Raw genomic sequence first — 24,803 nt, 5'->3', positions numbered from 1 at the left:
AAATATAAGTATCATGGCAGAAGCGGAAGATGTAAAGTTTAAGGTCACTATCGATGGGATACCCGTGGAGGTTGCACCCGGAACAACCATATTGAATGCAGCAAGACAAATCGGTGGCGATATCGTCCCCCCGGCAATGTGTTACTACTCCAAACTGGAGGGAAGTGGAGGGAAGTGCCGTACCTGTCTGGTTAAAGTATCCAAAGGCTCGGAAAAGGATCCCCGGCCCATGCCTAAATTGGTGGCTTCATGCCGTACGACCGTAATGGATGGCATGGAGGTGCAGAATATTACTTCTCCTGAAGTTATCGAAGCCCGAAAAGGAGTGGTAGAGATCCTTTTGATCAATCACCCGCTCGACTGTCCGATCTGTGACCAGGCTGGCGAGTGCAAATTGCAGGATCTGGGTTATGAGCACGGCAGTGCAGAAACACGCTACGAGTTTGACCGGCGTACCTTCGAACGGATCGATTTGGGTGATAAAATCCAGTTGCACATGAACCGCTGTATCTTATGTTACCGTTGTGTGTATGTGGCCAATCAGCTGACAGACCAGCGCGTACACGGTATTTTGGGCCGTGGGGATCATGCGGAGATATCTACTTATATCGAAAAGGCAATTGACAACGACTTCTCCGGAAATGTCATTGACGTCTGCCCGGTCGGTGCATTGACCGATAAAACTTTCCGTTTTAAAAATCGGGTATGGTTTACCAAACCGGTAGACGCCCATCGCGACTGTCCTACCTGTTCAGGAAAGGTGACACTCTGGTATAAAGGGGAGGAAGTGATACGTGTAACCGCACGTAAGGATGAATTTGGTGAAGTGGAGGATTTTATCTGCAATACCTGCCGCTTTGAACAGAAGAAAACCAGCGACTGGGTGTTGGAAGAGCCGACGGAAATAGATCCGCATTCGGTGATTTCGGCTAACCATTACGAATTGTTTAACCCGCCGTCGGTAGTTAAAACAAATCCACTGTTACAGGAAAAAAATCGCGAACAGTTGGCTAGAACAGAAAAATTGAAATAAGCACAAATCATGGAGTGGTCTTTTGTTATAGAAAAATTGATATTGGTGTCTATTATTTTCGTGATTACATTGGTCATTGCGATGTATTCGACACTTGCTGAACGAAAAATAGCCGGTTTTATGCAGGATCGGTATGGGCCCGATCGCGCTGGGATATTTGGAATTTTACAGCCGCTGTGTGATGGCGGAAAGTTCTTCTTTAAGGAAGAGATTATACCCGCAGGAGCACATAAAGTCTTATTTATCGTCGGGCCTACCATCGCTATTATAACGGCCTGTATCAGTTCGGCGGTCATCCCTTGGGGGCAGGAACTGCAATTGGGCGATCGGGTCGTCTCCTTGCAGGTGGCTGATGTCAATGTGGGTATCTTATATATGTTTGGTGTGATTGCATTGGGCGTGTATGGCATCATGTTGGGAGGCTGGGCGTCCAATAATAAGTTTTCACTAATGGGGGCTATCCGTGCGGCTTCGCAGAGTATCAGCTATGAGATCGCCATGGGACTTTCTATCATTGCATTGTTGATGGTAACGCAGACCCTGTCGCTGAAAGAAATTGTTGCTGCGCAATCGGGGTTTGTCCACTGGAATATCTGGGCGCAACCTTTAGGTTTCATCATTTTCATGGTCTGTGCATTTGCGGAATGTAATCGTGTCCCCTTTGATCTGCCGGAATGTGAGACCGAGCTGGTCGGTGGATACCATACCGAATATTCTTCCATGAAATTGGGATTATATATGTTCTCCGAATACATCAATATGTTTGTCTCTTCGGCGTTGATGGCATCGTTGTATTTTGGCGGCTATAATTTTCCTTTTATGCATGATCTGGGGTTGTCGGCCAATTGGATCACCATCATCGGGGTGCTGGTATTCTTCTTAAAGATATTTGGATTCATCTTTTTCTTTATGTGGGTACGCTGGACCTTGCCGCGGTTCCGCTATGACCAGTTGATGAATCTGGGCTGGAAGATGTTAATACCATTAGCAATAGCGAATATTGTACTTACTGGTGTATTTACATTGATTAAAGATACTTATTTCTCATAAGAAAGGACTTTTATGCAACTGAGCAATCGTAAAAAAGTAATTGAGCAAAAACCGATGACATTTTCCGAACGGATTTACTTCCCGGCAATTATTAGAGGTTTGCGGATTACGCTGAGACATTTTTTTAAGAAAATTCCCACTGTCAAATATCCTGAGGAAATAAGGCCTTATTCGAAGAATTTTAGAGGGCAACACTCGCTCAAGCGCGATGAGGAAGGCCGCGAACGCTGCACCGCCTGTGGCCTATGTGCACTTTCCTGCCCTGCGGAAGCGATTACGATGACTGCAGCCGAGCGCAAGAAGGGTGAGGAACATCTTTATCGGGAGGAAAAATATGCTTCTGTCTATGAAATTAATATGTTGCGCTGTATTTTTTGCGGCTTATGTGAGGAGGCCTGTCCGAAAGAAGCGATCTATCTGGACGGCCCGCATGTGACGGCTGATTACCTGCGCAAGGATTTTATTTATGGCAAGGATAAGCTGGTCGAACCGAAGTTTGATATAACCAAATTAAAGAGCTAATTCAGGAGTTATGACAGTATTTTATTTTGTAGCCTTCTTGTCTATTTTCTTTGCCCTGATGACCATTTTTACCAAGAATCCGGTACACAGTGTATTGTATCTGGTCATTACTTTTTTCACATTTACGGTACATTACATCCTGTTGAATGCGCAGTTTTTGGCCGTAGTTAACTTTATTGTCTACATGGGAGCCATCATGGTGCTCTTTTTGTTTGTACTGATGCTGCTCAATCTGAATAAGGATACCGAACCGATGAAATCCAATCTGGTTAAGTTTATGGGGGTGATTGCGGGTTGCTGCTTTTTGGTCACGTTTTTTGGGGTCTACCGCGTGTTTGAAATCTCCAGTCCGCTGGCTGTGGTAAATCCCGAAATTGGGCTGGTGAAAAATTTGGGCAAGGTGTTGTTTGATGAATTTTTGCTTCCTTTTGAGCTGTCTTCTTTATTGTTATTGACAGCAATGATCGGAGCGATATTATTAGCTAAGAAAGAACCTAAACAAATCTAATGGAAACAGTTGTTCAACAGTTGCAGGGGGTGCCAATTAATCATTATCTGATTTTTTGTGCGATTATTTTCGCTATTGGTGTTATGGGCGTTCTTATCCGCCGCAATGTCATCATTATCATGATGTCCATCGAATTGATGCTCAATGCTGTCAATCTACTCTTGGCGGCATTCTCTGTACAGCACGGTGATTCATCAGGGCAGGTGTTCGTTTTCTTTATCATGGCACTTGCTGCTGCAGAAGTCGCTGTGGGGCTTGCTATTATCATTATGGTATATCGGAATACGAAGTCTGTTGATATCGATTCTTTAAATAAACTTCGTTGGTAGAACTTAAGCAATAAATACGATGAGTGAATTAGTTTGGTTGATTCCCCTTTTACCTTTAATTGGGTTTATAGTAAATGGATTGGGTAGAAATGTTCTCTCCAAAGGTATAATCGGTGCTTTAGGCAGTGCTGTTGTTCTTATTTCTTTTGTTTGTAGCTGCGTTCTTTTCCTCGAAGTGTATCAGTCAAGACAGAGCGGGCAAGACGGTATTATCCAGCAGCATCTATTTGACTGGATTTCGGTCGGACATTTAAACATTGGACTTTCCTTTCTGGTGGACCCGCTCAGTGCAATCATGCTGTTGATTGTGACCGGAATCGGTTTTTTGATCCACATCTATTCCATCGGCTATATGCAGCAGGATAGTGGATTTGGGAAGTTTTTTGCTTATCTGAATCTATTTATCTTCTTCATGCTTCTGCTGGTATTAGGATCCAATTATCTGGTGATGTTTATTGGCTGGGAAGGTGTCGGACTTTGTTCCTATCTACTGATCGGCTTTTGGTATAAAAACAAGTCCTATGCCAGCGCTGCCAAGAAGGCCTTCGTCATGAACCGGATCGGAGATCTGGGTTTTTTGCTGGCTGTGTTTCTCATCTTGGGGACGTTCGGCTCGCTTGAATTTTCCACGGTATTCCCTGCGGCAAAAAACTTTGCTGCCGGCGACATGACGGTAGTCAGTATCACTATTCTGTTGTTTATCGCTGCTACGGGTAAATCCGCGCAGATACCCTTGTTTACTTGGCTGCCAGATGCCATGGCAGGGCCTACGCCGGTATCAGCCTTAATACACGCTGCAACCATGGTGACCGCGGGGATCTATATGATTGCCCGCTCAAATGTACTGTTTGTGCTTTCACCCTTTACGTTGCAGCTGATCACGGTCATCGCGATAGGTACGGCACTGCTTGCAGCGGCTATAGCGCTGACACAGAATGATATCAAAAAGGTATTGGCTTATTCAACAGTTTCGCAATTGGGCTACATGTTTCTCGGCCTCGGGCTAGGCGCTTTTACAGGTGCATTCTTTCATGTGCTGACCCATGCATTCTTTAAAGCACTCCTGTTCCTCGGCGCTGGCTCTGTCATCCATGGGATGAGTGACGAGCAGGACATGCGCAAGATGGGCGGGTTGAAAAAAGCAATGCCAGTTACGTTTATGACGATGCTGATCGGTACGATCGCAATTTCCGGTATTCCTCCGTTCTCAGGTTTCTTTTCGAAAGATGAAATCCTGGCGAATGCATTTGCCGCGAATCCCGTTTTATGGATTTTAGGATTTATCGGTGCATTGATGACTGCTTTTTATATGTTTAGGATGCTGTTCATGACCTTCTATGGTCCGTTTAGAGGTAACGATGAACAGAAGCATCATTTACACGAATCGCCTAAGAGCATGACATTGCCTTTGATTGTGTTAGCCATACTTTCGTTTGTCGGCGGAGCCATCAATTTTCCTGCTGTTTTAGGTGGTAACCATTGGCTTGAAGACTTTCTCCAGCCAGTGTTTGCTGAAAGCAAAGCCTTGGTCCCGATGGTTCAGCACTTGGAACACAGCACGGAATATATGTTGATGGCGATTTCCGTGGTGGGCGTACTGATCATGGTTGCATGGACCTATGCCCGATACGTCAAGGGGCAGCAAATACCTTCGCAGGATGGCGAACCTCGTGGGTTTCTGGCCAATCTGTCTTACCGGAAGTTTTATGTGGACGAACTTTATGATGCAGTGGTCGTGCGCCCAATCCATTGGTTATCGTCGTTTTTGGGCACTATCGTGGATCGGAATGGCATTGATGGGATGGTGAATGGAGCGGGTAAAGCTGCATTTGATACGGGTAAGGTGCTACGACTGCTTCAAAATGGAAATGTTGGTTTTTATTTATTGATGATGGTTATTGGGGTAATTGCCATTTTCGTCTATGGGTTTTTGAGTCTTTAATATTTAGTATAATCGATGGATAACTTGTTTTTACTTATTTTATTGCCGTTAATAAGCGCATTGATTCTCACTTTTTTAAAGACCAATGCCGCAAAGACAACCGCCTTGATCCTGTCACTGGCATCACTGGCACTGACCATTCCGTTTTTAGCCAGCTTTGATCCGGAAGGCGGCATGCAGTTTGAACAGAACTGGACCTGGATTGCTGCTTTGCATATCCATTTTCATATAGGGCTGGATGGAATCAGTCTGCCTTTGGTGCTGCTGACTAATGGACTGATGCCTCTCATCATTGCGACAACCTTTGCTAAGGACTACAAGGGCAATTTTTATGCTTTGATGGCTTTTATGCAAGCGGGGCTGTTGCTGGTGTTTACGGCCTTAGATGCTTTTGCATTTTATGTCGGTTGGGAGATCGCGTTGATACCGATCTATTTTATCTGCGCATTGTGGGGAGAAGGGGATCGTATACGTGTAAACCTTAAATTTTTCATATATACATTTTTGGGCAGTCTATTGATGCTGATCGGCATTCTATACCTTTATCAGCAGGTACCGAATCACGATTTCGAGTGGACTTCATTTATTGCTTTGGAGCTCGAGGATAACACGCAGCGTTGGCTGTTCTGGGCTTTTTTCGTCGCCTTTGCCATTAAGATCCCGGTCTTTCCTTTTCATACCTGGCAACCCAGCACCTATACTCATGCTCCAGCTGCCGGCACCATGTTGCTGGCGGGTATCATGCTCAAGATGGGGGTATATGGTCTGATGCGGTGGCTTTTGCCGGTAATTCCAACTGGGGTAGCATTATATGGGCACTTTGCCCTGATTTTGTGTGTGATTGGCATCGTTTACGCATCTATTATCGCCATTAAGCAGGAGGATGTCAAACGTCTGGTTGCCTATTCCTCTATTGCCCACGTCGGGTTGATTAGCGCGGGTGTATTTTCGTGGAATACGAATGGTCTGAGTGGAGCAACGATACAGATGATAAACCATGGTATTTCTGTCGTAGGCCTGTTCTACGTTCTGGATATTATACAACAGCGCACACAGACGCGTAGCCTTTCGCAGCTTGGTGGTATCGCGGCCAAGGCGCCAAAACTGGCCTTGTTTTTTATGATCATCTGCATGGGAGCTGTAGGCTTGCCGTTAACAAATGGTTTTATCGGGGAGTTTTTATTGCTGAAAGGTGTATTCCAGTACGGGTTCTGGTTTGCCGTCTTTGCAGGCCTGACTTTGATATTAGGAGCTGTCTATACCCTGCGCCTTTACCAGCAAACGATGTTGGGCGAGGCCACAGACCGGACAATACAGTTTCAAGATGTAAAAGGCGGAGAAGCCGTCATATTAGCCTTGATCTCTTTCCTGATTATTTATATCGGTATATTCCCCAATTTCCTATTGAATCTTTCTGCAGGTTCGGTGGAAGTCTTAAGCACGTTTTTAGGCAGATAAATAGATATAACAATTTGTATGGGAGCTATAATTACACTTTCAATACTGGCTTTAGTCGTTCTTTATCTTGGCTTGTTTAAAGCGAAAGCAATGCTATTGCCAGTTTCTATTCTTGGTTTTCTGGTTGCTATCGGTTTTTTATGGAATGACTGGTCGTCAGACAAGGGGCCCCTTTATAGTGGAATGGTTCATTTTGATCATTACGCTATTGCTTTTTCGGTTTTGTGCATCGCCGTTACTCTTGGTGTATTCGTCATCTCAAAGGGGTATTTCGATGAAAGCGGCCAGGTTGCCGAATATTATTCACTATTGATTTTTTCATTGACAGGGGCCGTATTGGTCAGTAGTTACCACAATTTTTCAATGCTCTTTTTAGGTGTTGAGATCATGTCGGTAGCCCTGTATATCCTGGTCGGAATCCGTAAGAAGGACCCTGCGTCCAACGAAGCTGCGCTCAAATACTTTCTGATGGGCGCCTTCTCCACGGGGTTTTTATTGTTTGGTATCGCTTTATTATATGGCGCGACGGGTTCGTTCGACCTGAGCGAGATTAAGGCCTACGTGGTTAATAACCCGCAGGCGGTCTCCCCATTATTCTATGGCGGGATCTTGTTGCTGATTATAGGGCTGACCTTTAAGGTGGGGGCTGCACCTTTTCATTTTTGGACACCGGATGTCTATGATGGTGCGCCTATTCTGATCACCAGCTACATGAGTACTGTTGTTAAGGTAGCGTCTTTTGCGGGCTTGTTGCGCTTATTCAGTTACAGCCTATTGCCCTTGCAGGACTTTTGGACGCCTATCTTTTTAATTATTGCCATTATTACCCTGTTTGTCGGTAATATTTCGGCCTTAATGCAATCGTCTTTTAAGCGTATGCTAGCTTACTCAAGTATATCCCATGCAGGCTACATGCTGTTTGCTATTATCGCTATTGGCGCTACATCAGCTAGCAGTGTTTTTGCTTATGGACTAGCTTATTCGCTTGCCACCATTGTCGCATTTACGGGGCTTATCCTAGTTAAGAAAACGACAGGATCGGAACATTTCGAAGCTTTCAACGGTTTAGGTAAACGGAACCCCATGCTGGCATTGGCCATAACGGTCGCTATGCTTTCGCTTGCGGGCATACCATTGACTGCAGGCTTTATTGGGAAGTTCATGATGTTTTCGGGAGTAATGGAAGACTATCATATCGTATTGCTGGTGCTGGCGGTGATCAATGCTGCCATTGCGGTGTATTATTATCTAAAGGTCGTTGTGGCGATGTATTTTCGGGATAGCGAAGAGTCTTGTGTGAACGTGCAATGGAATTACTCTGTTGTCCTGCTGCTCGCAGTGGGCTTAACCATTCTAATTGGCGTGTATCCGGACTGCCTTTTAACGCTAATATGAAGTTTTTGTTAAAATACAGGTTGTTTAATAAAGCATAGCAATTTCGCTGTGCTTTTTTTATATTTATTGATATAACTCTTAAATACAAATTGTATATTGTAAAAAAGAAAATCCTATCAGGTTTCAGATGGTGTTTAAAGTGTGTGTTAAATCTTTTTCAATTTGCTTTTTGAGTGCACTGTTGGCCTTTCTCTATGATGGAAAGGTGACAGCACAAGAATTTATCCGCGGGAAGGTTGTGGACGCACAGACCGGTAAAGGTATTTCCAGAGTATCCATCAACTGGCTGGGAGAGGACGATGGGGGGATTAGCGATACGCTCGGCTATTTTAAAATAACGGACAAGAAACAGTATCGCCAGCTCGTCTTTAGTGCGGTCGCTTACGAACGTAGAACAGTCGATGTACGTCGTCTACGGGATTCATTGTTGGTTATTCAGCTAACGGCGAAGGACAATACGCTGGAGGAAGTGGTGATCAACAGAAAAAACAGTAAGCCAAAGGATCCCGCCATTGCATTGATTGAAAAAGTGATTGCCCACCGGCCACAAAATCACTACAGCCGTATCCCCGAAGTGCGTTTTGATGAATATGAAAAGACACAGTTTGGCTTTGTAGATCCTGAAGATAAAGCGAGGAAGTTTCCGAAAAAATTTAGATTTCTGTTTGAGAATGTCGATTCTACAGCTTTCAGAGGAGTGACAATTTCTCCATTCTACCTGGAAGAGAATTATGCAAATGTATACTCCTCACATGATCCAAACCGGAGAAAAAAAATTGTGACCAGTCATAGTCAGACGGAATTGAATCCGAGATTTTTCAATAACGATAACTGGCAGACCCGTTTTCAGGCCATACTTCGGGATGTTGACCTCTACGAAAACACGATACAGGTGACCAACAAGGGCATATTGAGTCCGATTGCTACAGGTGCTACTGCATTTTATAAATATCGGATTCTGGATACCGTCCAGATTGGGGGAAAGGACTATATTGAGCTGCATTTTGAAGGCAAGTCAACTATCGACCTGTTGTTTTATGGCAAGCTGCTGATATCGGACGATACCCGCTACGCGGTACATGAGGCAACATTGAATATCGGGCGCTCGGCAAATATCAACTGGATCAATGACGTGCAGATCGATCTGGGCTATGAAGAGTTCAGAAACGGTAGCATGATCCCTATACGTTCTGATTTGAGGATGTTATTTGGTGGCAATAAGACCGATGTGTTATATGGCCGAAGAGAGACGCAATATTTAAGATACCGCACGGATTCAATTAATGATGAAAACTTTGCAGGGGTTCCCGTGGAGAAACGGTATTTATTGCAATCTGCGACCAATATTCCGATAGGGCAGGTACGGCCGGGGCCGTTGAGTGAAGCTGAGCTGGGGGCGTATAAAAAAGTTGATTCAATTCAACAAATGCGCACGTTCAATCAGCTGGTCGCTTTGGGCTATCTCCTCGGCAAGGGCTATTTTAATCTTGGAAAGTTTGAATTGGGGCCGCTGGAGTATCTGTATAGCCGGAATAACTACGAAGGTAACCGTTTCCGTTTAAGTGGACGTACCACACGCTTATTTTCCGAAAAAGCCTATATAGAAGCCTATACTGCCTACGGCGATAAAGATAAGGAGCTAAAGTATTATTTAAGCAGTGCGTTTACGTTAAATGGTGAACGTATCGTACAATTTCCCGCAAACTATTTACGTTTTTCCATCCAGCATGATGTCATGGAACCGGGACGAAACCTGGGGTTCTTGAAAGGAGATGGATTTTTTCGATCGTTTGGCCGGAACAGACCCAATAAATGGCAATTTAATGATATCTACCGAGTTGATCATCTGATTGAATTTGGTAATCATGTCAGCATAGGAACAGCATTTACCCATACGCGAAGACAACCTAAAGGTGATTTGGTCTATGCGAACAGCCTACCTAATCCAGATACCATCCGCAGGGTCATCACCAATGATCTGCAGTTTATACTGCGCTGGGCACCAAATGAGGAATTTACGTACCACAATCTGGACCGGGGCCGCGTGGATAACACATATCCCGTTTTTACATTGCAATATAACCGAGGCCTGAAAGGTTTTTTGGGAGCGGATTATAATTACGATGCATTGCGGTTCAGCGTGTATAAAAGACTGTTTTTATCACCGGCAGGGCAGGCTGATGTTGAGTTTTCAGGGGGAAGAATCTGGGGGAAACATCTCCCATACACCTTGCTGGAGCTCCCGGAGGTAACAAAAGATAAATCGGGACCACTGGTCAACTTCGACCTGATGGCGACGTCTGAATTTGTATCGGATCAATTTCTGAAGCTTACCTATTACCACAACTGGAATGGCTTTTTCTTCAACCGAATCCCACTGTTAAAACGCTTGAAATGGCGTGAAGTTACCGGTTTTAAGGCTTTTTATGGTAAGTTGAGCGATGTCAACAATCCCTTTGTGACACCTGAAAATGTGCAGTTCGAACCAGATAAAAATGGAATTGTCCAAACGAAGCTGGATCGTAAAAATCCATATATCGAAGGCCTGATCGGCGTTGATAATATCCTAAAATTGCTTAGATTAGAGTATAAAAAAAGACTAAGCTACAAAGGGGGAGAAGGAGTTCCTTCAGATACTTTCACAGCGTCTTTACATTTTAACTTTTAGCAGCTATGATGCAATATTCGAATATAAAGTATGAGGTCAAAGATAGTATCGGTTATATCATCATTGACCGTGAACCGCAAATGAATGCACTTAATCAGCATACTCTGGATGAATTGCAGGATATCTTTAATCATTTCAATGCCGACAGTCAAGTGCGGGGTATTATCTTAACGGGCGCTGGTCATAAGGCATTTGTCGCCGGCGCAGATATTAAAGAATTTACGGATTTGTCGGTGTTACAGGCACGTTCACTGAGTGAGCGGGGACATATTTTATTTTCGGACCACATCGAAGGCGCGCCAAAGCCAGTGATTGCTGCGATCAATGGTTATGCGTTGGGAGGTGGGCTTGAACTGGCGCTAGCCTGCCATATGCGTATTGCTGTAGAACATGCCCGGATGGGACTGCCGGAGGTTTCCTTGGGGTTGATTCCGGGGTATGGCGGCACGCAGCGCCTTCCGCGGCTTATTGGAAAGGGAGCTGCCATGCAAATGATTTTAACTGGCGATATGATTGATGCCCAGAAAGCCTATGAACTTGGGATGATCAATGAAGTGGTACCTCAGGAGAGGCTGATCCGCCGGGCAGAGGAAATCCTGCAGAAGATATTTACACGGTCACGTGTTGCGGTAGCACATGCCATCGACGCCATTAATGCTGCAACGGATAAAAAACGGGACGGCAATAAGATTGAAATGGATGCGTTCGGTCACCTTTTTGGAACAGCAGATTTCAAAGAGGGGGTAGCGGCATTTCTTGAAAAAAGAGCACCGAAATTTCCGCTATAGCAGCAAAGCTTGTCGATAGATTTTGTTTGTATCGGGTCAGAATTTGGGAGGTTGCCCATTTACCTTGTTCAATAGATTGCCGGATAAAACAGGCGGCATGTATTACAAACAAAAAAAACTGCAGTTTTTGCAGGTCTTTTTTGTTTTAGTAGCCCGTAGGGGAATCGAACCCCTGTTTCAAGAATGAAAATCTTGCGTCCTAACCCCTAGACGAACGGGCCTTTTTGTTTTTGATGTTGCAAATATAGAGGCTTTTTCAAAAAGCGCAAAAAAAAAGTATTGCTCTGATGCTAATTCGTTGAATTTGAGAAAAATTATTTTTTTAAAGTATTTCGCCAACGGCATAGGCCAGCATATATTCATTGAATTTTTCGTAATGCACATCGAAAATACACTGCCTTTGATTATGATTGAGCACCAATTGTAGAAGACCTTGTGACTGGTATTCAAAGGGCAGAATGGACATGTTGTTTAGGAAGGAAACTCCAGAGTTCCCCTGTAATTTATAGATCGCCTCTTTGGCGCACCAGCAGGCGTACAACTGCTCATATTGGTTTACTCCCCGGCTGATGAAATCAAGCTCAGCAGGTTTGAGAAATTTGTGCTGAATCCGCTCTACCTTCGTTTTGATAATCTCCATATCGATCCCCACTTCACCTCTTGTACTGATCATGGCGGCGGCATAATCGAAAGAATGGGAAAGCGAGATTTTTTGTGGAAAATTGACGAGATAGGGTTTTCCATTGGCATCGGATGGGCAGTCAATGTACTTTGATGTGTTGAGAAGTGTACGCAATAACACACGGGTTGCGAGCCAGTGCAGCCGCCGTTTTCCTTTATTAAAAGAGGCTAGCTTGGCTTTTTCACGTTCATCTAGCTGAAGTTTGGACAAGAGGTCCTCATCCGACTCTTCGATGCGCCAGATAGCAAACTTGGTTTGTTCATCGATTTCACGTAAATACACTAGACTCATATCCAAATTTAGTAAACAAATTGCAGATTACAGCATTGAGGGAAGGGGATTCTGGCTGTAGAAGTGAACCTGCCTGTCAGTGGAGACGGTTCATTTAAATAAAAAAATAACGTAAAAATTTGTGGGATAACTGTATTTTTGAATTTACATAGCGTTGCCTGATGCTCTCGCTATAAGAATACACATGATTTTATCGGACAAAAGAATTCTTGAAGAGATCGAAAATGGGAGTATTGTTATTCAGCCATTTGATCGTAAGTGCTTAGGGACCAATTCCTACGATGTACACTTGGGTAAATATTTAGCAACGTATGCGGATCGTGTACTTGATGCAAAGAAGCATAATGAAATCCGCCATTTCGAAATTCCGGAAGAGGGCTTTGTGTTGGAACCCAATACGCTATATTTAGGGGTAACGCTCGAATATACAGAGACACATAAGCATGTACCCTTTTTGGAGGGCAAGTCCAGTACCGGCCGCCTTGGGATTGATATTCATGCGACGGCAGGCAAAGGAGATGTTGGTTTCTGTAATACTTGGACGCTGGAGATCTCGGTGGCACAGCCGGTCAGGGTTTATGCCGGTATGCCAATTGGTCAGCTGATTTATTTTGCTGTAGAAGGCGAAATAGAGACTTTCTACAATACAAAAGGAAACGCCAAATATACCGGCAAGACCGTTCGCCCTGTGGAGTCCATGATGTGGAAGAATAATTTTTGATGAGAACTGTTGGATGGCTGATTTTAGGAATGCTACTGATCGTTCTGGTCAGTGGGCTCCTTTATTATTTTGTTCATCCGATGTTTGGCGGAAGTCCTACAGGTGCCCGGCTCGAACGGATGCGACGCTCACCACACTTTAAAAACGGGATCTTCCATAATCTGGAAATCACTCCAGCATTGAAGGAGGATGTGAATATGGCTTCTCTACTGTGGCATTTTCTATTTAATAAGAAACCCGGACTGAAGCCACAGGGGATAGTGCCAGCCGTAAAATGTGACCTTAAGAATCTGCCGTCTCGGGATCTTGTCGTGTGGTTTGGGCACTCATCTTATTTATTGAAGATTGACGGAAAACTTTTGTTGATCGATCCCGTATTCAGCGACAATGCGTCTCCTGTTCCCGGAAGTAACCGGGCCTTTAAATTGGCTGTGGATTATACCGCAGCTGATTTTCCGAAGATAGATTATCTATTGATATCTCATGACCATTACGACCATCTTGACTATGAAACAGTGATCAAACTGCGTGACAAGGTGGAACGGGTGATCTGCGGATTGGGTGTAGGAGCACATTTCGAATCGTGGGGCTACAGTCCTGAACAGATTATTGAAGGGGACTGGTATGATCAGGTGGATCTTGACGCTGATGTTCGGCTGACCTTTACACCTGCGAGACATTTTTCGGGACGTAGATTTACTCGCAACAGTACATTGTGGACATCTTTTGTGCTACGTACTCCGCGATACAACCTGTTCCTTGGTGGAGATAGTGGCTATGGCAAGCATTTTAAGACGATCGGAGATAAGTTTGGACCTTTTGACCTGGCCATTCTGGAGAACGGTCAATATAACGATGCTTGGCATTATATTCATTCGTTGCCTGAGGAATGGGCCTTGGAAACAAAAGACCTGCAGGCAAAAGCCACAATGCCCGTGCACTCCTCGAAATTTGCGTTGGCCTTGCATGGATGGAAAGAACCCATGGAGAAGTTCTATGAAGTGGCAGAAAAGGAGCATAGCAGACTAATCACGCCCAAAATTGGGGAGCTTGTGGATTTAAGCCGATTAGATACCCTCTATGCCCCATGGTGGCGGGATGTCGACTAATTGTCCTGTTTATTTTTCTCCTGAATCCATAAGGACATATACTTGGTACTCTGCAAGGTATGGTGCAACAGTATCTGGCTAATGAAATTTTGCTGTCTATGTTTTTCTAATTGAACTTTCAATAGAGATAAGTTGGTCATGAAATCAGCTTGATATTTTTTCTTTTCATATCGCTCATTGATGATTTGTATCCCGTTGTTTTGCGCCTTTTCCCAAATAAGTGGATCAGTATATAGTTCTACTGTCTTTTGACAGAAGGCCTCGGGATCGTCTTCGATAAAGCCGTTCCAGGGGAGTGATCCGCTCATGGCTTCGGCGCCAACAGAGGTGGTCACAGAGGGTGTTCCGGTCTGCATTGCATCAATGAATTTACCTTTTACGCCCGCCCCAAACTGGATTGGCGCAATCAACACCCTGTAATTAGCCATTGTGAGCTGTGCACATTCTACCCGGCCCCTGACGTGGAAATTTTCCTTTGGATTGTCTAGTTGCAGTACTTTTTGTGTTGGGTAAGCACCGTAAATGTGGAGCTCAGCCTGTGGCAGCATGTTGCGTAAGCGTGGCCAAATCTGCGTTTTTAGATACTGGACGGTATGCCAGTTGGGCTCATGTATAAAATTGCCTATAAACAGCAGGTGTTTCCGAGCGGCAAAAGGCCGCCAGGAATGAACCTTAGTGCTTGTAATTTCTTCTTCGAGAAAAGGGAGATAATAGAGAATATTTGGCGATATATGAAATGCTTCCGTGAGTATCTTCATCTCCGATTCAGAGATAATCAACGATAAGTCGGACCGCAGGATAGCAGCAATTTCCCGTTTTGCCGTATCCGTAAATAACTCATCGAATGAAAAATCACCTTTCTTTTTGACACAGCTATGCCGGGCCTGGCGTAGAAAATGCAGATCCTCGGTATCAAGGACACGGAGTGCCCCGGGACATTGCTGGGCCACGCGCCAGCCGTATTGTTCTTCAACCATAAAGCGGTCGAACACCACGATATCGGGCTGCAGGGTTGCAATAAAGCGGTCGAAGCTGTCGCTGTTCAATACAATAGGCTGCTCGCTAACGCCCAAGTCTGTTAAGATGGCACTATAGGGAGATTTGGCTGCGGCCGAAGCGAAGGTAATCTGGTAGGATTGTGCCCTGAATGTATCAATCAGCTGCATCATGCGGAAACCTGCTGCAGATGATGCAGGCTCTGGCCATACCAACCCGATGAACAAGACCTTTTTCTCTTTCATGATGGAAAATTAGTGATAAATGTCAGAAGAATTGACGAAAACTTAACAATTTGTCATTTTCAAACGATTAGCTTTATCGCGTGTTTATACTAGATACGATGATTAGTCAATAAACAATGATATGGGTAGGAACTTCGTTCAACGCATTCGGCATTTTTCTCCAAAGACCTATTGGAAAGAGCTCATCGCTGTATTGGTCATTTTGTTGGCCATTGTCTTTCTTCGCAATGAACGGAAAGAACTGTCCGCGATCGTTCCGCAGTTGAGATCGGCAGATTCAACCTGGGTTCTGGTCGGCATGGGCATAACCATTTTATATGTTTTGTTGCAGGGGGTTATGTATGTGCAAAGCTTTAAAGCGATAGGCCTGCCCATTAATCTCCGTATTGCTATTGATCTGTTCTTAAAAAGGAATTTGCTCAGTGTATTTCTTCCGGCTGGAGGTATCAGTGCACTGGCTTATACCACGACACAACTAAGAAAGCAGAGCCTAAATACGACGCAGATCCACCAGGCGGGGGCATTATACGGCTACATCGGTCTGCTGACTGTTTTTATCATTGGGGTGCCGGTCATTCTATACACTGTCTGGAACAATAAGAATTTTGGGGATGCATGGATGTCATTGCTGATTTTGGGACTGTTATTGGGCTTCATCTTTTGGCTGGTATGGTCTTTTCGGACACATAAGGGCATTTATCAATGGATGGAATCTAAATTTCCGGCGGTGGCCTCCAACATCGACGAGATCTTTTCTGGTGAAATCAAATTGAAATACTTATTGACAACGATGGTCGCTTCGATGGTTGTCGAGTGCTGCGGCATAGCACATGCATTCGTCAGTATGTATGCCCTGGGACTGGATCATTCTTTTGAGGCTGCTGCGATTGCTTACACCGTTTCGGTCATATTGATGATCGTATCACCATTTTTGCGGGGGCTCGGAGCGGTAGAACTTACAATGCTGTATATTTTTAAGGCGTATGGTTATCCACAGACCGCGGCTTTGGGGATTACTGTGCTGTATCGGGTATTCGAATTCTGGCTACCTTTATTGCTAGGAATCATTGCGTTTTCCTGGAGAAGTAAAGAACTGCTGGCGCGCATTGGACCTGCATTGCTGATATTCTTCCTGGGAATGGTCAATGTGATATCGGTGCTCACACCGCCATTGGCTGACCGCATGAAACTGGACCGGTTTTATCTGCCGCTGGAGGCTATACACGCATCCAAATTTATGGTGCTCGTATTGGGCGTGGGCCTGCTGCTTACCGCCGCCTACCTCATTAAAGGTTTTCGCATTGCTTTCTGGGTAGCTTTAATCTTTAGTGCCCTTTCGTTTTTCGGGCATGTGCTTAAAGCATTCGATTATGAAGAGGCCTCAATAGCTCTATTAACGATGGTCTTGCTGGGGATCAATTATAAGCAATATCGCATCAAGAGTAATATCAGTTGGGTACGTATAGGATTTGTAACGTTTGCTGTCGCGCTGGCCGGCGTCTGCTTATTCGACGTACTCAGTTTTTATTTTATCGATAAACAACACTTCGGAGTGGATTTTACCTGGCGTCAGTCGATCTACCATACCGCGAGAAGCTTTCTATTATTTGCGGATGATGATTTAATGCCGCAGACTAGCTTCGGCCAGGAATTCTTGCGTATCACCAAAATATTAGGGATTTTTTGTTGGTTCATCCTGATTTACGCCTTGGCTCGTCCGCGGCTATTGCGCGACCAAGTGTCGGGTACCACGGAGCAGGAGCGTGCACAGGCGCTGCTGCAGGAGTTCGGCCGGTCGCCAATGGATTTTTTTAAGCTGTCGAAAGATAAAAGTCTTTTTTTCTCCGAGGTCTCTGAGGGTTTTACAGCGTACAGATTGGCCAATGAGTTCGCGATCGTACTGGACGAACCGGTGTGTGAGGAAGGGGATAAAGAGGAGCTCGTGCAGGAGTTTGACCGTTATTGCTATGCGAATGGGCTAAAGGCTGTCTATTATCGGGTCGATGAAAATAGTCTTGTGCATTTTTCGTCCCTGCGAAAAAAGAAAATTACGATTGGGCAGGAGGCGATTCTGGAGCTGGGGGCCTTTTCGCTGGAAGGCAAAGATCGTAAGTCGCTGCGTAATGGCCTCAATGCCATACAGAAAAAAGGTTATACAGCGAGCTTACTTCAGGCACCGCATACCTCATCGCTTTTGGAGCAGCTAAGGAAGGTTTCTGACGAATGGCTAAAGGAATTCAATAAAAAAGAGATGGTATTTTCTCAGGGTATGTTTAACACCGAGGAGCTCGCTTCGCAGGATATCCTCGTCCTGTGTGACGAACAAGGACAAATCGTAGCCTTTCTGAATATTATTCCAGATTATGTTAAAAATGAATGTACCTACGATATGATTCGCAAATCGTGTAAAGCTCCGGGCGGTAGTATGGATGCCCTGATCGTTGAGCTCATACGACACGCCAAGGCCACGGGTTATCGTTACCTGAATCTGGGGATGGTGCCGATGGCCGGTTTGAACACAACGGATAGTCCTGCGGAAAAAATCATGAAATTTGCTTCTGACCGATTGGGAAATTTCAGACATTTCCACAGCTTACGCGACTTTAAGGAGAAATATGCGACGTACTGGGAGAATAAATATCTTATTTTTGATAACGACTTCGACTTGATACAGCTTCCCGCGGCTTTGACCAAAGTCATGAAACCCATTGATTAGTGCGAGCGTGTTAGGAGCAGCAGACCGTATTTCTTATCCTAGATCAATTTATTTGCTGAACGGAGGTACTATTTTTGAATGAGTTTTAAAATAAAAGACATATGGAATTAGGAATAGGTATGTTCGGAGATTCGCGGATCGATCCTGTGACAGGTCAGATACAGGCGGCGCAAGACCGGATGAGAGAAATAATTGAGGAAATCAAGCTGATGGATCAGGTTGGGCTGGATTTCTTTGGCATTGGCGAACACCACCGGCAGGATTATGCCGTTGCATCGCCCGAAATTGTTTTGGCAGCAGCATCGACCGTAACAAAACATATTAAGCTCGGCAGTGCCGTGTCGGTACTGAGTTCGGCTGATCCGGTCAAGTTATTTCAGGATTTTGCGACGGTTGATCTCCTTTCAGATGGCAGGGCGGAAATCATGGCTGGCCGCGGATCCTTTATTGAATCATTTCCTTTATTTGGTTACGATTTGAAAGACTATGCGGAGCTGTTCGAAGAAAAACTTGAACTTTTGCTGCGGTTGAATAAACAGCATCCGATTACATGGCGCGGCAACTTTAGGGCCCCTTTGATCAATCAGGAAATATATCCGAGACCGAAGAAGGGGGCGCTGCCTATTTGGGTTGCTGTAGGTGGGACGACTTCGTCGGTGATCCGTGCCGGAAAGCTGGGCTTGCCGGTCATGTTCGCGATCATCGGCGGTATGTATGAAAGCTTTGACCATTTATTTGAGATATACCGCCAAGCATATGAAGACAATGGCCATGATATGGCTAAGTTTCAGGTCGGCGTCCATATGCATGCATTTTTTGGTGATGACAGTGCGAAGATTGCTGATTACTATTATCCGGTATACTCGGCCCAGATGGACCGTATTGGAGCTAGCCGCGGCTGGCCTCCTTATCAGCGTACGCAATATGATTTTGGCAGATCGTCAAGAGGACACCTGATCGTCGGTGATGCAGCATATGCTATTGACAAAATCTTGCAAATACAGGAGAAATTTGGATTGACGCGGTTTTCTGCACATATGGATGTGGGGGCACCTTCCCACAACGAAATGCTGCGGTCGATTGAAATTTATGGAGATAAAATAGCTCCAGCGGTTCGGAAAGCTCTCCAAAAGGATAACTAAAAGGTGATAGCATTTTTTTTACGGACAGATATTGTCTACCTTTGCGAATAAAAACAGTTAAAAAGTAAAATGCTTGGACTTAAGTTGTTGACAGATCCGCGATGGGCAAATATCGCAGAAGGGAATTTGGAAGAAATTTTGACCGATCATGCATGGTGTGAACAAAAGGCTGCTTCAAATGCAATATCTTTGATTACAAACAATTCAGAGCATGAAGATTTGGTTCATGAACTGACTGCCATAGCCATTGAAGAGATGGAGCATTTCAGGATGGTCATTGAGATCATCAAAGAACGTGGCTATACGCTGGGGCGCGAACGAAAGGATGACTATGTGGGGCAGTTGCTGAAATTTTCCAAAAAGGATGGTAGCCGGAATACCGCTTTTATTGACCGGTTGCTGTTCGCGGCGATGATCGAAGCGCGAAGCTGTGAACGGTTTAGGGTGCTGTCACAGAATATAAAAGATCAGGAACTGGCCAAGTTCTATTATGATCTCATGGTATCGGAGGCCAATCACTATACTACTTTCCTGAATTTTGCACGCAAATATACTGTGGATGTTGACGTGGAGAAACGCTGGAAGGAATGGTTGGATTTTGAAGGGCGGCTGATCCAGTCTTATGGAAATAAGGAGGCCATACATGGCTAACGAGTAGCTAATCTACCTATTTTAAAACATATACATAACAGTTGTCCCGTTCTATTTTCTTTAGAACGGGATTTTTTGTCGCTTAATTATTCGTATCTTTGTACCGTGATTGAAAAAAGTAAAATAATAGATATCAGGAGTTTGTCTTTGAGTCAGCTCAAAGATCAACTAACGGCGTTGGGTGAACAGGGCTTTCGTGCGAAGCAGATTTACGAGTGGATATGGGAGAAGTCTTGCATAGATTTTGATCAAATGAGCAATTTGAGCAAAGGCCTACGTGAAAAACTGAAAGCAAATTTTACGATTAACGCTGTAAAAGTCAAGGAATCACAGATCAGCTCGGACAAAACCATCAAAAGTAGCTTTAGGCTATACGACGGCAATATCATTGAGGGTGTGCTCATTCCGGCGCCTGAGCGCATGACGGCTTGTGTAAGTTCTCAGGTAGGCTGCAGTCTGACGTGTAAATTCTGTGCCACAGGATATATGGACCGCAAACGTAATCTGAATGCAGATGAAATCTACGATCAGGTAGTGCTGATCAGTAAGCAGGCCGAGGAGCATTACGGACAGCCGCTAACCAATATTGTGTATATGGGAATGGGTGAGCCGCTGCTTAACTATGCCAACATGATGAAGTCTGTGGAGCGTATCACTGCACCCGATGGACTCAATATGGCTGCCAAGCGGATTACGGTATCCACAGCCGGTATTGCCAAGATGATCAAAAAATTGGGGGATGATCAGGTCCGTTTTAATCTTGCCCTGTCTCTGCACGCCGCAAACGATAAGAAGCGTAATGAAATCATGCCTATCAATGAGCAGAATTCGCTCAAGTCACTGGCCGAAGCATTAAAATACTTTTATGCCAAGACAAAGAACCCGATCACCTTTGAGTATATTGTTTTCAACAATTTCAATGATGAACTCGAAGATGCACGGGAACTCGCCAAATTCTGTAAACATGTCCCCTGTAAAGTCAACCTGATTGAATATAATCCGATTGCATTGGCGGATTTTCTGAATGCAGAAGCAGACAAAATAGATATATTTGCCAACTATCTTAAAAACCAAGGGATCGTTACGAATATCAGACGCAGCCGTGGTAAAGATATCGATGCTGCATGCGGACAGCTCGCTATAAAAGACAAGCAAAAGGAAAACTCAAACGTCTAATTTACGATATTGTTTTATTATCTTTAGTTCAGGAGGTCACTAGTATGCCGTTTGGTCTGAAGAGGATCTTAGGAGATTTTGTTGCTATCTTCTTTCCGAGGGAGTGTGCCTGTTGCGGATGTGTACTCAGGTATCAGGAAAAATTTATTTGCATCGCCTGTGATTTCCATCTTCCGTATACCAATTTTCACGAATATTCAGATAATGACACCGCCAGACAACTATGGGGAAAAGTACCGGTAGAAGAAGCCTGTTCATTTCTGATTTTACAGAAAGAAAGTCGTGTCGAACGGTTGATCTATCAGATAAAATACAACAATCAGCCTTTGTTAGCAGAGTATTTCGGATTCCAATATGGATTAAAATTGCTGGACTCGGCAAGCTATCAACATTTGGATGCTATTATCCCCATCCCTTTGCATCCGGGCAAATTCCGCAAAAGAGGATATAATCAGTCCAGCTATTTTGGGAGAGGCCTGTCCAGGGCTATGGGCATACCTTTGCAGGAGGACGCGCTCGTCCGTAAAAAAGCAACCGTCACGCAGACAGGGCAGGACCGCTTATCCCGGTACGAAAATGTGGAAGATGTTTTTGCTTGTGAGCATATGCCTGCCTTATATGGAAAACACATTTTACTTGTCGATGACGTATTGACGACGGGAGCCACGATCGTGTCTGCTGCACTTGCCATCCAACAAGCCTGGGCCTGTAAAGTCTCCGTAGCGACCTTGGCGCGTGCTTAACAATAGAATGATTATACTCTCCTGTTGACGTAATTCAGAAGGTAAGCGAAACCGGCCATCCCAATTCCCACGGAGTCAGCAAATAAATCCCACCAATCACCACTTCGATAGATAAAAATGTATAGTTGTAGCAGCTCGGTTAATCCTGCAAATAGAAAACCCACAAAAGATACGATAAAAATGGGAGCCCAGCGAGTAGGTTTTCCACTAAATTGCTGAATAACGCCGTTGTACATCAGTGTACAGAATACGAAAAACATGCCGCAGTGAACCAGCTTATCCATCCCGGGATAGGAAGGGACTGACTCAAAGTCGTTGCCGGGGAGGGTACACAGAATGATAACGATAATGGCCCATATAAAACACCATTTATAGTCCAGTAGGATTTTAATCATAGGGGTAAATATCCTAAAAATTCTCGATAGAAAAGAAATTATTCTTTTTTATAAAAAATATATAGCTGAAAATCAATTGATTATGTCTTTGTATTTGTTTTGTATGGTACTATGTATTGCATGGTACCATAAAATACATATATCTTTGTATTGTTATGATAGCTGAAAATACACAAATTCAGATGAGGAAGGGGATACTGGAGTATTGTATCCTTTCAATAATTTCTCGAGGAGAAATTTATGCCTCCGATATTATCAGCGAACTGAAGAAAGCCCAATTGTTGGTTGTAGAAGGAACACTATATCCGCTTTTGACCCGTCTCAAGAATAATGGCTTATTGAGCTATATATGGAAAGAGTCAACTTCAGGTCCGCCTAGAAAATATTATGAAATCACGCGGGAAGGATTAGAGGTCCTTGCGAAGTTAGATGTCACCTGGAATGAGCTCGTGTTTGCAGTAAACACGTCGCTGGCAGGTAGAAGTATGGATTCAACTAAACCAGTTAAAGATAATAACGATGAATAAGACAATAATTATCAATATAAACAGCATCGTCTTCCATATCGAGGAAGATGCTTATGAGGTCCTCCGGTCATACATGATTGATATCAAAAAGCACTTTGGACATTCAGAGGACAGCCGCGAGATTCTGGAAGATATTGAAAACCGCATATCTGAAATGTTTACGGAAAAAATTCAGGCCGGAAGTAAAGAAGTGCTGAATATGGATGATGTGAACGCTGTCATCGAGCAAATGGGTAGGGTGAGTGATTTTGAATCAGAGCAGCAAGATGATTATACCACCTATCAGGGGGAAGCAAATGCGGGAACCTATAAAGTGGGGAAAAAGCTGATGCGGGATCCTGACGATAAGGTATTCAGTGGGGTCTGTAGTGGATTAGGTCATTTCTTCGGTATTGAAGCCAAATGGGTGAGATTACTTTTTGTATTGTTTGTATTGGTGGGTGGATCTGGCGTGCTGGTATACGTGATTCTCTGGATAGTAATGCCATTGGCCATGACCAGGGCTGATAAAATGGAAATGCGGGGCGAAGCACCTAATATCCATAATTTCAAGCGTTCTTTTGATGAAGAGATGAGCGGTATGCGGGAAACATTTTCGCGAGGAGTAGACCGTACAGGAGATGGGGTCGCCAAGCTGCTGCAAATCATTGTTAAAGTAATTGGTGTATTTTTTGTCATTGTCGTCGGGCTGACGCTGATTGGGCTGATCATCGGACTCATTTTCTTTGCGCTGGCTATCGTGAATGTTATTCCAGATGTAATGGATGATTCGGGACCATTTTATTTGATGAATCCTAACGATGTGCCTTTTGCACTGATCGCGGGTTTCTTATCCGTTTTTATTCCTTTTGCAGGATTGTTTTATCTGCTTCTGCGTGTGCTTTTTGAGAAGAAGCCAATGAGCAATTATTTAACCACGGCACTATTTATTGTGTGGTTGGCGTCAACGGGGGCGCTCATTTATTATTCGACTTCTGTCGCGAAGGAATTTAGGGAATCAAGTACGATTGTGGAGGAAAAGCCTTTACAAAAGCAGGCGGTCTACTATCTGAATGAAAATGATGTGCGTGTAATCCGTTTAAAAAATGGCGTCAAAAGTAATATCGGATTAAAGAGCGAGAATTTATCTTCACATCTGAAACGCAATATCCGTATCCGCATAGAACGTATTGACTCGTTGCAGGAGCCTTATGTAAGATATGAATACTCGGCCAAAGGCAGTACATATAAAGCGGCTACAGATCGGGCTGCAAAAATAAACTATGCATTGAAACAGGACTCAAGTTCATTGGTTTTTGATAATGCATTTCAGTTGACCGAAGGTGAACGTTACCGCGATCAGGAAGTCAATGTTACCTTGTTTTTGCCAGTAGGCACAAAACTGGTGATCAATGATAGATTGGAGGACAAACTACGTGATATTTCCTTTTATGAGTGTCGTGACCGTTATAACCAGGACGTAAAAGAAGTTGAATTTGTGGTCACGTCTTTAGGATTAAAATGCGCTCTGCCACCTAAGGAGTCAACAGAAGAAGAGCATGATAATACCGATAGTAACGAAATCGTACTCAATGACACATCGATCGTCATTCGCAGGGACACGATTATCAATGTAAAGAAAAACGATGGCTCCCTTCAGATTAAAAAGAACTGATCCTAGCATTGTCTTCCGCTATAAAAACGCGGAAGACAAATAGAGGGTATAACAATAAACGA

The 24,803-nt window shown here is 44.2% G+C and carries 22 protein-coding genes and 1 tRNA gene; 19 read left to right on the top strand and 4 right to left on the bottom strand.

Annotation, left to right across the window (positions count from 1 at the left end; translation table 11 throughout):
* Positions 1-13 precede the first annotated feature (13 nt).
* From K7A41_RS15390 to K7A41_RS15345, 10 genes are all read left to right on the top strand, one after another.
* The gene (locus K7A41_RS15390; RefSeq protein ID WP_028070983.1) at positions 14-1,033 is read left to right on the top strand and encodes a 2Fe-2S iron-sulfur cluster-binding protein; all 1,020 of its coding nucleotides are present in this window, start codon (positions 14-16) and stop codon (positions 1,031-1,033) included.
* Positions 1,034-1,042: 9 nt separating this feature from the next.
* A complete protein-coding gene (nuoH, locus tag K7A41_RS15385) occupies positions 1,043-2,083 on the top strand; it encodes an NADH-quinone oxidoreductase subunit NuoH (protein WP_265714386.1) in 1,041 nt (346 codons plus the stop codon).
* 12 nt (positions 2,084-2,095) lie between these two features.
* Positions 2,096-2,605: a NuoI/complex I 23 kDa subunit family protein gene (locus K7A41_RS15380; RefSeq protein WP_028070985.1), complete on the top strand. Its 510-nt coding sequence runs from the start codon at positions 2,096-2,098 to the stop codon at positions 2,603-2,605.
* A 10-nt stretch (positions 2,606-2,615) separates the two neighbouring features.
* Entirely contained in the window at positions 2,616-3,113 is a 498-nt protein-coding gene (locus K7A41_RS15375) for an NADH-quinone oxidoreductase subunit J (protein ID WP_265714385.1), read from the top strand.
* Positions 3,113-3,442 carry an NADH-quinone oxidoreductase subunit NuoK gene (nuoK, locus tag K7A41_RS15370; RefSeq protein ID WP_028070987.1) on the top strand — a complete coding sequence of 110 codons (330 nt, stop codon included), beginning with the start codon at positions 3,113-3,115 and terminating at the stop codon, positions 3,440-3,442. Before K7A41_RS15375 ends, nuoK begins: the two co-directional genes overlap by 1 nt.
* A 19-nt stretch (positions 3,443-3,461) precedes the next feature.
* Positions 3,462-5,384: an NADH-quinone oxidoreductase subunit L gene (gene nuoL, locus K7A41_RS15365; RefSeq protein WP_265714384.1), complete on the top strand. Its 1,923-nt coding sequence runs from the start codon at positions 3,462-3,464 to the stop codon at positions 5,382-5,384.
* Between the two features lie 15 nt (positions 5,385-5,399).
* Positions 5,400-6,842, top strand: coding sequence for a complex I subunit 4 family protein (locus K7A41_RS15360; protein ID WP_265714383.1), 1,443 nt, complete (start codon positions 5,400-5,402; stop codon positions 6,840-6,842).
* Between the two features lie 18 nt (positions 6,843-6,860).
* The gene (locus K7A41_RS15355) at positions 6,861-8,237 is read left to right on the top strand and encodes an NADH-quinone oxidoreductase subunit N (RefSeq protein WP_265714382.1); all 1,377 of its coding nucleotides are present in this window, start codon (positions 6,861-6,863) and stop codon (positions 8,235-8,237) included.
* A gap of 169 nt (positions 8,238-8,406) precedes the next feature.
* Entirely contained in the window at positions 8,407-10,905 is a 2,499-nt protein-coding gene (locus K7A41_RS15350) for a DUF5686 family protein (RefSeq protein ID WP_265714381.1), read from the top strand.
* A gap of 5 nt (positions 10,906-10,910) precedes the next feature.
* Positions 10,911-11,693: an enoyl-CoA hydratase/isomerase family protein gene (locus K7A41_RS15345; protein WP_317132231.1), complete on the top strand. Its 783-nt coding sequence runs from the start codon at positions 10,911-10,913 to the stop codon at positions 11,691-11,693.
* Positions 11,694-11,842: 149 nt separating this feature from the next.
* On the opposite strand, the gene K7A41_RS15340 is transcribed toward K7A41_RS15345, so the two are convergent.
* Positions 11,843-11,914: transfer RNA gene (locus K7A41_RS15340), tRNA-Glu, on the bottom strand.
* Between the two features lie 101 nt (positions 11,915-12,015).
* A complete protein-coding gene (locus K7A41_RS15335; protein WP_265714380.1) occupies positions 12,016-12,666 on the bottom strand; it encodes a 4'-phosphopantetheinyl transferase family protein in 651 nt (216 codons plus the stop codon).
* A gap of 184 nt (positions 12,667-12,850) precedes the next feature.
* Here K7A41_RS15335 and dcd point away from each other — a divergent pair, with 184 nt between their 5' ends.
* Positions 12,851-13,387: a dCTP deaminase gene (gene dcd, locus K7A41_RS15330; RefSeq protein ID WP_028071011.1), complete on the top strand. Its 537-nt coding sequence runs from the start codon at positions 12,851-12,853 to the stop codon at positions 13,385-13,387.
* The gene (locus K7A41_RS15325; RefSeq protein ID WP_265714379.1) at positions 13,387-14,496 is read left to right on the top strand and encodes an MBL fold metallo-hydrolase; all 1,110 of its coding nucleotides are present in this window, start codon (positions 13,387-13,389) and stop codon (positions 14,494-14,496) included. Before dcd ends, K7A41_RS15325 begins: the two co-directional genes overlap by 1 nt.
* On the opposite strand, the gene K7A41_RS15320 is transcribed toward K7A41_RS15325, so the two are convergent.
* Positions 14,493-15,737: a glycosyltransferase gene (locus K7A41_RS15320; protein WP_265714378.1), complete on the bottom strand. Its 1,245-nt coding sequence runs from the start codon at positions 15,735-15,737 to the stop codon at positions 14,493-14,495. The two genes, K7A41_RS15325 and K7A41_RS15320, sit on opposite strands and share 4 nt — an antisense overlap.
* Before the next feature lie 121 nt (positions 15,738-15,858).
* Here K7A41_RS15320 and K7A41_RS15315 point away from each other — a divergent pair, with 121 nt between their 5' ends.
* The 5 genes from K7A41_RS15315 (at position 15,859) to K7A41_RS15295 (ending at position 22,165) form a co-directional block, all read left to right on the top strand.
* Positions 15,859-18,453 carry a phosphatidylglycerol lysyltransferase domain-containing protein gene (locus K7A41_RS15315; RefSeq protein ID WP_265714377.1) on the top strand — a complete coding sequence of 865 codons (2,595 nt, stop codon included), beginning with the start codon at positions 15,859-15,861 and terminating at the stop codon, positions 18,451-18,453.
* Between the two features lie 101 nt (positions 18,454-18,554).
* A complete protein-coding gene (locus K7A41_RS15310; protein ID WP_265714376.1) occupies positions 18,555-19,595 on the top strand; it encodes an Atu2307/SP_0267 family LLM class monooxygenase in 1,041 nt (346 codons plus the stop codon).
* A gap of 69 nt (positions 19,596-19,664) precedes the next feature.
* Complete coding sequence (locus K7A41_RS15305; protein ID WP_028071016.1) at positions 19,665-20,246, top strand: tRNA-(ms[2]io[6]A)-hydroxylase; 582 nt, start codon at positions 19,665-19,667, stop codon at positions 20,244-20,246.
* A gap of 108 nt (positions 20,247-20,354) precedes the next feature.
* Positions 20,355-21,422, top strand: coding sequence for a 23S rRNA (adenine(2503)-C(2))-methyltransferase RlmN (rlmN, locus tag K7A41_RS15300; RefSeq protein ID WP_265714419.1), 1,068 nt, complete (start codon positions 20,355-20,357; stop codon positions 21,420-21,422).
* Positions 21,371-22,165, top strand: coding sequence for a ComF family protein (locus tag K7A41_RS15295; protein WP_265714375.1), 795 nt, complete (start codon positions 21,371-21,373; stop codon positions 22,163-22,165). The genes rlmN and K7A41_RS15295 overlap by 52 nt, the downstream gene beginning before the upstream one ends.
* Before the next feature lie 11 nt (positions 22,166-22,176).
* Here K7A41_RS15295 and K7A41_RS15290 read toward each other — a convergent pair whose 3' ends face one another.
* Entirely contained in the window at positions 22,177-22,560 is a 384-nt protein-coding gene (locus tag K7A41_RS15290) for a VanZ family protein (RefSeq protein WP_265714374.1), read from the bottom strand.
* A 155-nt stretch (positions 22,561-22,715) separates the two neighbouring features.
* Here K7A41_RS15290 and K7A41_RS15285 point away from each other — a divergent pair, with 155 nt between their 5' ends.
* Positions 22,716-23,087: a PadR family transcriptional regulator gene (locus K7A41_RS15285; protein ID WP_028071020.1), complete on the top strand. Its 372-nt coding sequence runs from the start codon at positions 22,716-22,718 to the stop codon at positions 23,085-23,087.
* On the top strand, positions 23,080-24,741 hold the full coding sequence (locus K7A41_RS15280; protein WP_265714373.1) for a PspC domain-containing protein: 1,662 nt from the start codon (positions 23,080-23,082) through the stop codon (positions 24,739-24,741). Before K7A41_RS15285 ends, K7A41_RS15280 begins: the two co-directional genes overlap by 8 nt.
* Positions 24,742-24,803 lie beyond the last annotated feature (62 nt).

The sequence above is a fragment of the Sphingobacterium sp. InxBP1 genome (genome assembly GCF_026191775.1).
Lineage (GTDB): Bacteria > Bacteroidota > Bacteroidia > Sphingobacteriales > Sphingobacteriaceae > Sphingobacterium > Sphingobacterium thalpophilum.
This window is presented reverse-complemented; position numbering and strand designations above follow the sequence as displayed.

Excerpts from the sequence above, each read along its gene's own strand:
- K7A41_RS15390 (WP_028070983.1), top strand. The coding sequence starts at position 14 with ATGGCAGAAGCGGAAGATGTAAAGTTTAAGGTCACTATCGATGGGATA.
- nuoH (WP_265714386.1), top strand. The coding sequence starts at position 1,043 with ATGGAGTGGTCTTTTGTTATAGAAAAATTGATATTGGTGTCTATTATT.
- K7A41_RS15380 (WP_028070985.1), top strand. The coding sequence starts at position 2,096 with ATGCAACTGAGCAATCGTAAAAAAGTAATTGAGCAAAAACCGATGACA.
- K7A41_RS15375 (WP_265714385.1), top strand. The coding sequence starts at position 2,616 with ATGACAGTATTTTATTTTGTAGCCTTCTTGTCTATTTTCTTTGCCCTG.
- nuoK (WP_028070987.1), top strand. The coding sequence starts at position 3,113 with ATGGAAACAGTTGTTCAACAGTTGCAGGGGGTGCCAATTAATCATTAT.
- nuoL (WP_265714384.1), top strand. The coding sequence starts at position 3,462 with ATGAGTGAATTAGTTTGGTTGATTCCCCTTTTACCTTTAATTGGGTTT.
- K7A41_RS15360 (WP_265714383.1), top strand. The coding sequence starts at position 5,400 with ATGGATAACTTGTTTTTACTTATTTTATTGCCGTTAATAAGCGCATTG.
- K7A41_RS15355 (WP_265714382.1), top strand. The coding sequence starts at position 6,861 with ATGGGAGCTATAATTACACTTTCAATACTGGCTTTAGTCGTTCTTTAT.
- K7A41_RS15345 (WP_317132231.1), top strand. The coding sequence starts at position 10,911 with ATGATGCAATATTCGAATATAAAGTATGAGGTCAAAGATAGTATCGGT.
- K7A41_RS15335 (WP_265714380.1), bottom strand. The coding sequence starts at position 12,666 with ATGAGTCTAGTGTATTTACGTGAAATCGATGAACAAACCAAGTTTGCT.
- dcd (WP_028071011.1), top strand. The coding sequence starts at position 12,851 with ATGATTTTATCGGACAAAAGAATTCTTGAAGAGATCGAAAATGGGAGT.
- K7A41_RS15325 (WP_265714379.1), top strand. The coding sequence starts at position 13,387 with ATGAGAACTGTTGGATGGCTGATTTTAGGAATGCTACTGATCGTTCTG.
- K7A41_RS15320 (WP_265714378.1), bottom strand. The coding sequence starts at position 15,737 with ATGAAAGAGAAAAAGGTCTTGTTCATCGGGTTGGTATGGCCAGAGCCT.
- K7A41_RS15315 (WP_265714377.1), top strand. The coding sequence starts at position 15,859 with ATGGGTAGGAACTTCGTTCAACGCATTCGGCATTTTTCTCCAAAGACC.
- K7A41_RS15310 (WP_265714376.1), top strand. The coding sequence starts at position 18,555 with ATGGAATTAGGAATAGGTATGTTCGGAGATTCGCGGATCGATCCTGTG.
- K7A41_RS15305 (WP_028071016.1), top strand. The coding sequence starts at position 19,665 with ATGCTTGGACTTAAGTTGTTGACAGATCCGCGATGGGCAAATATCGCA.
- K7A41_RS15295 (WP_265714375.1), top strand. The coding sequence starts at position 21,371 with ATGCGGACAGCTCGCTATAAAAGACAAGCAAAAGGAAAACTCAAACGT.
- K7A41_RS15290 (WP_265714374.1), bottom strand. The coding sequence starts at position 22,560 with ATGATTAAAATCCTACTGGACTATAAATGGTGTTTTATATGGGCCATT.
- K7A41_RS15285 (WP_028071020.1), top strand. The coding sequence starts at position 22,716 with ATGATAGCTGAAAATACACAAATTCAGATGAGGAAGGGGATACTGGAG.
- K7A41_RS15280 (WP_265714373.1), top strand. The coding sequence starts at position 23,080 with ATGAATAAGACAATAATTATCAATATAAACAGCATCGTCTTCCATATC.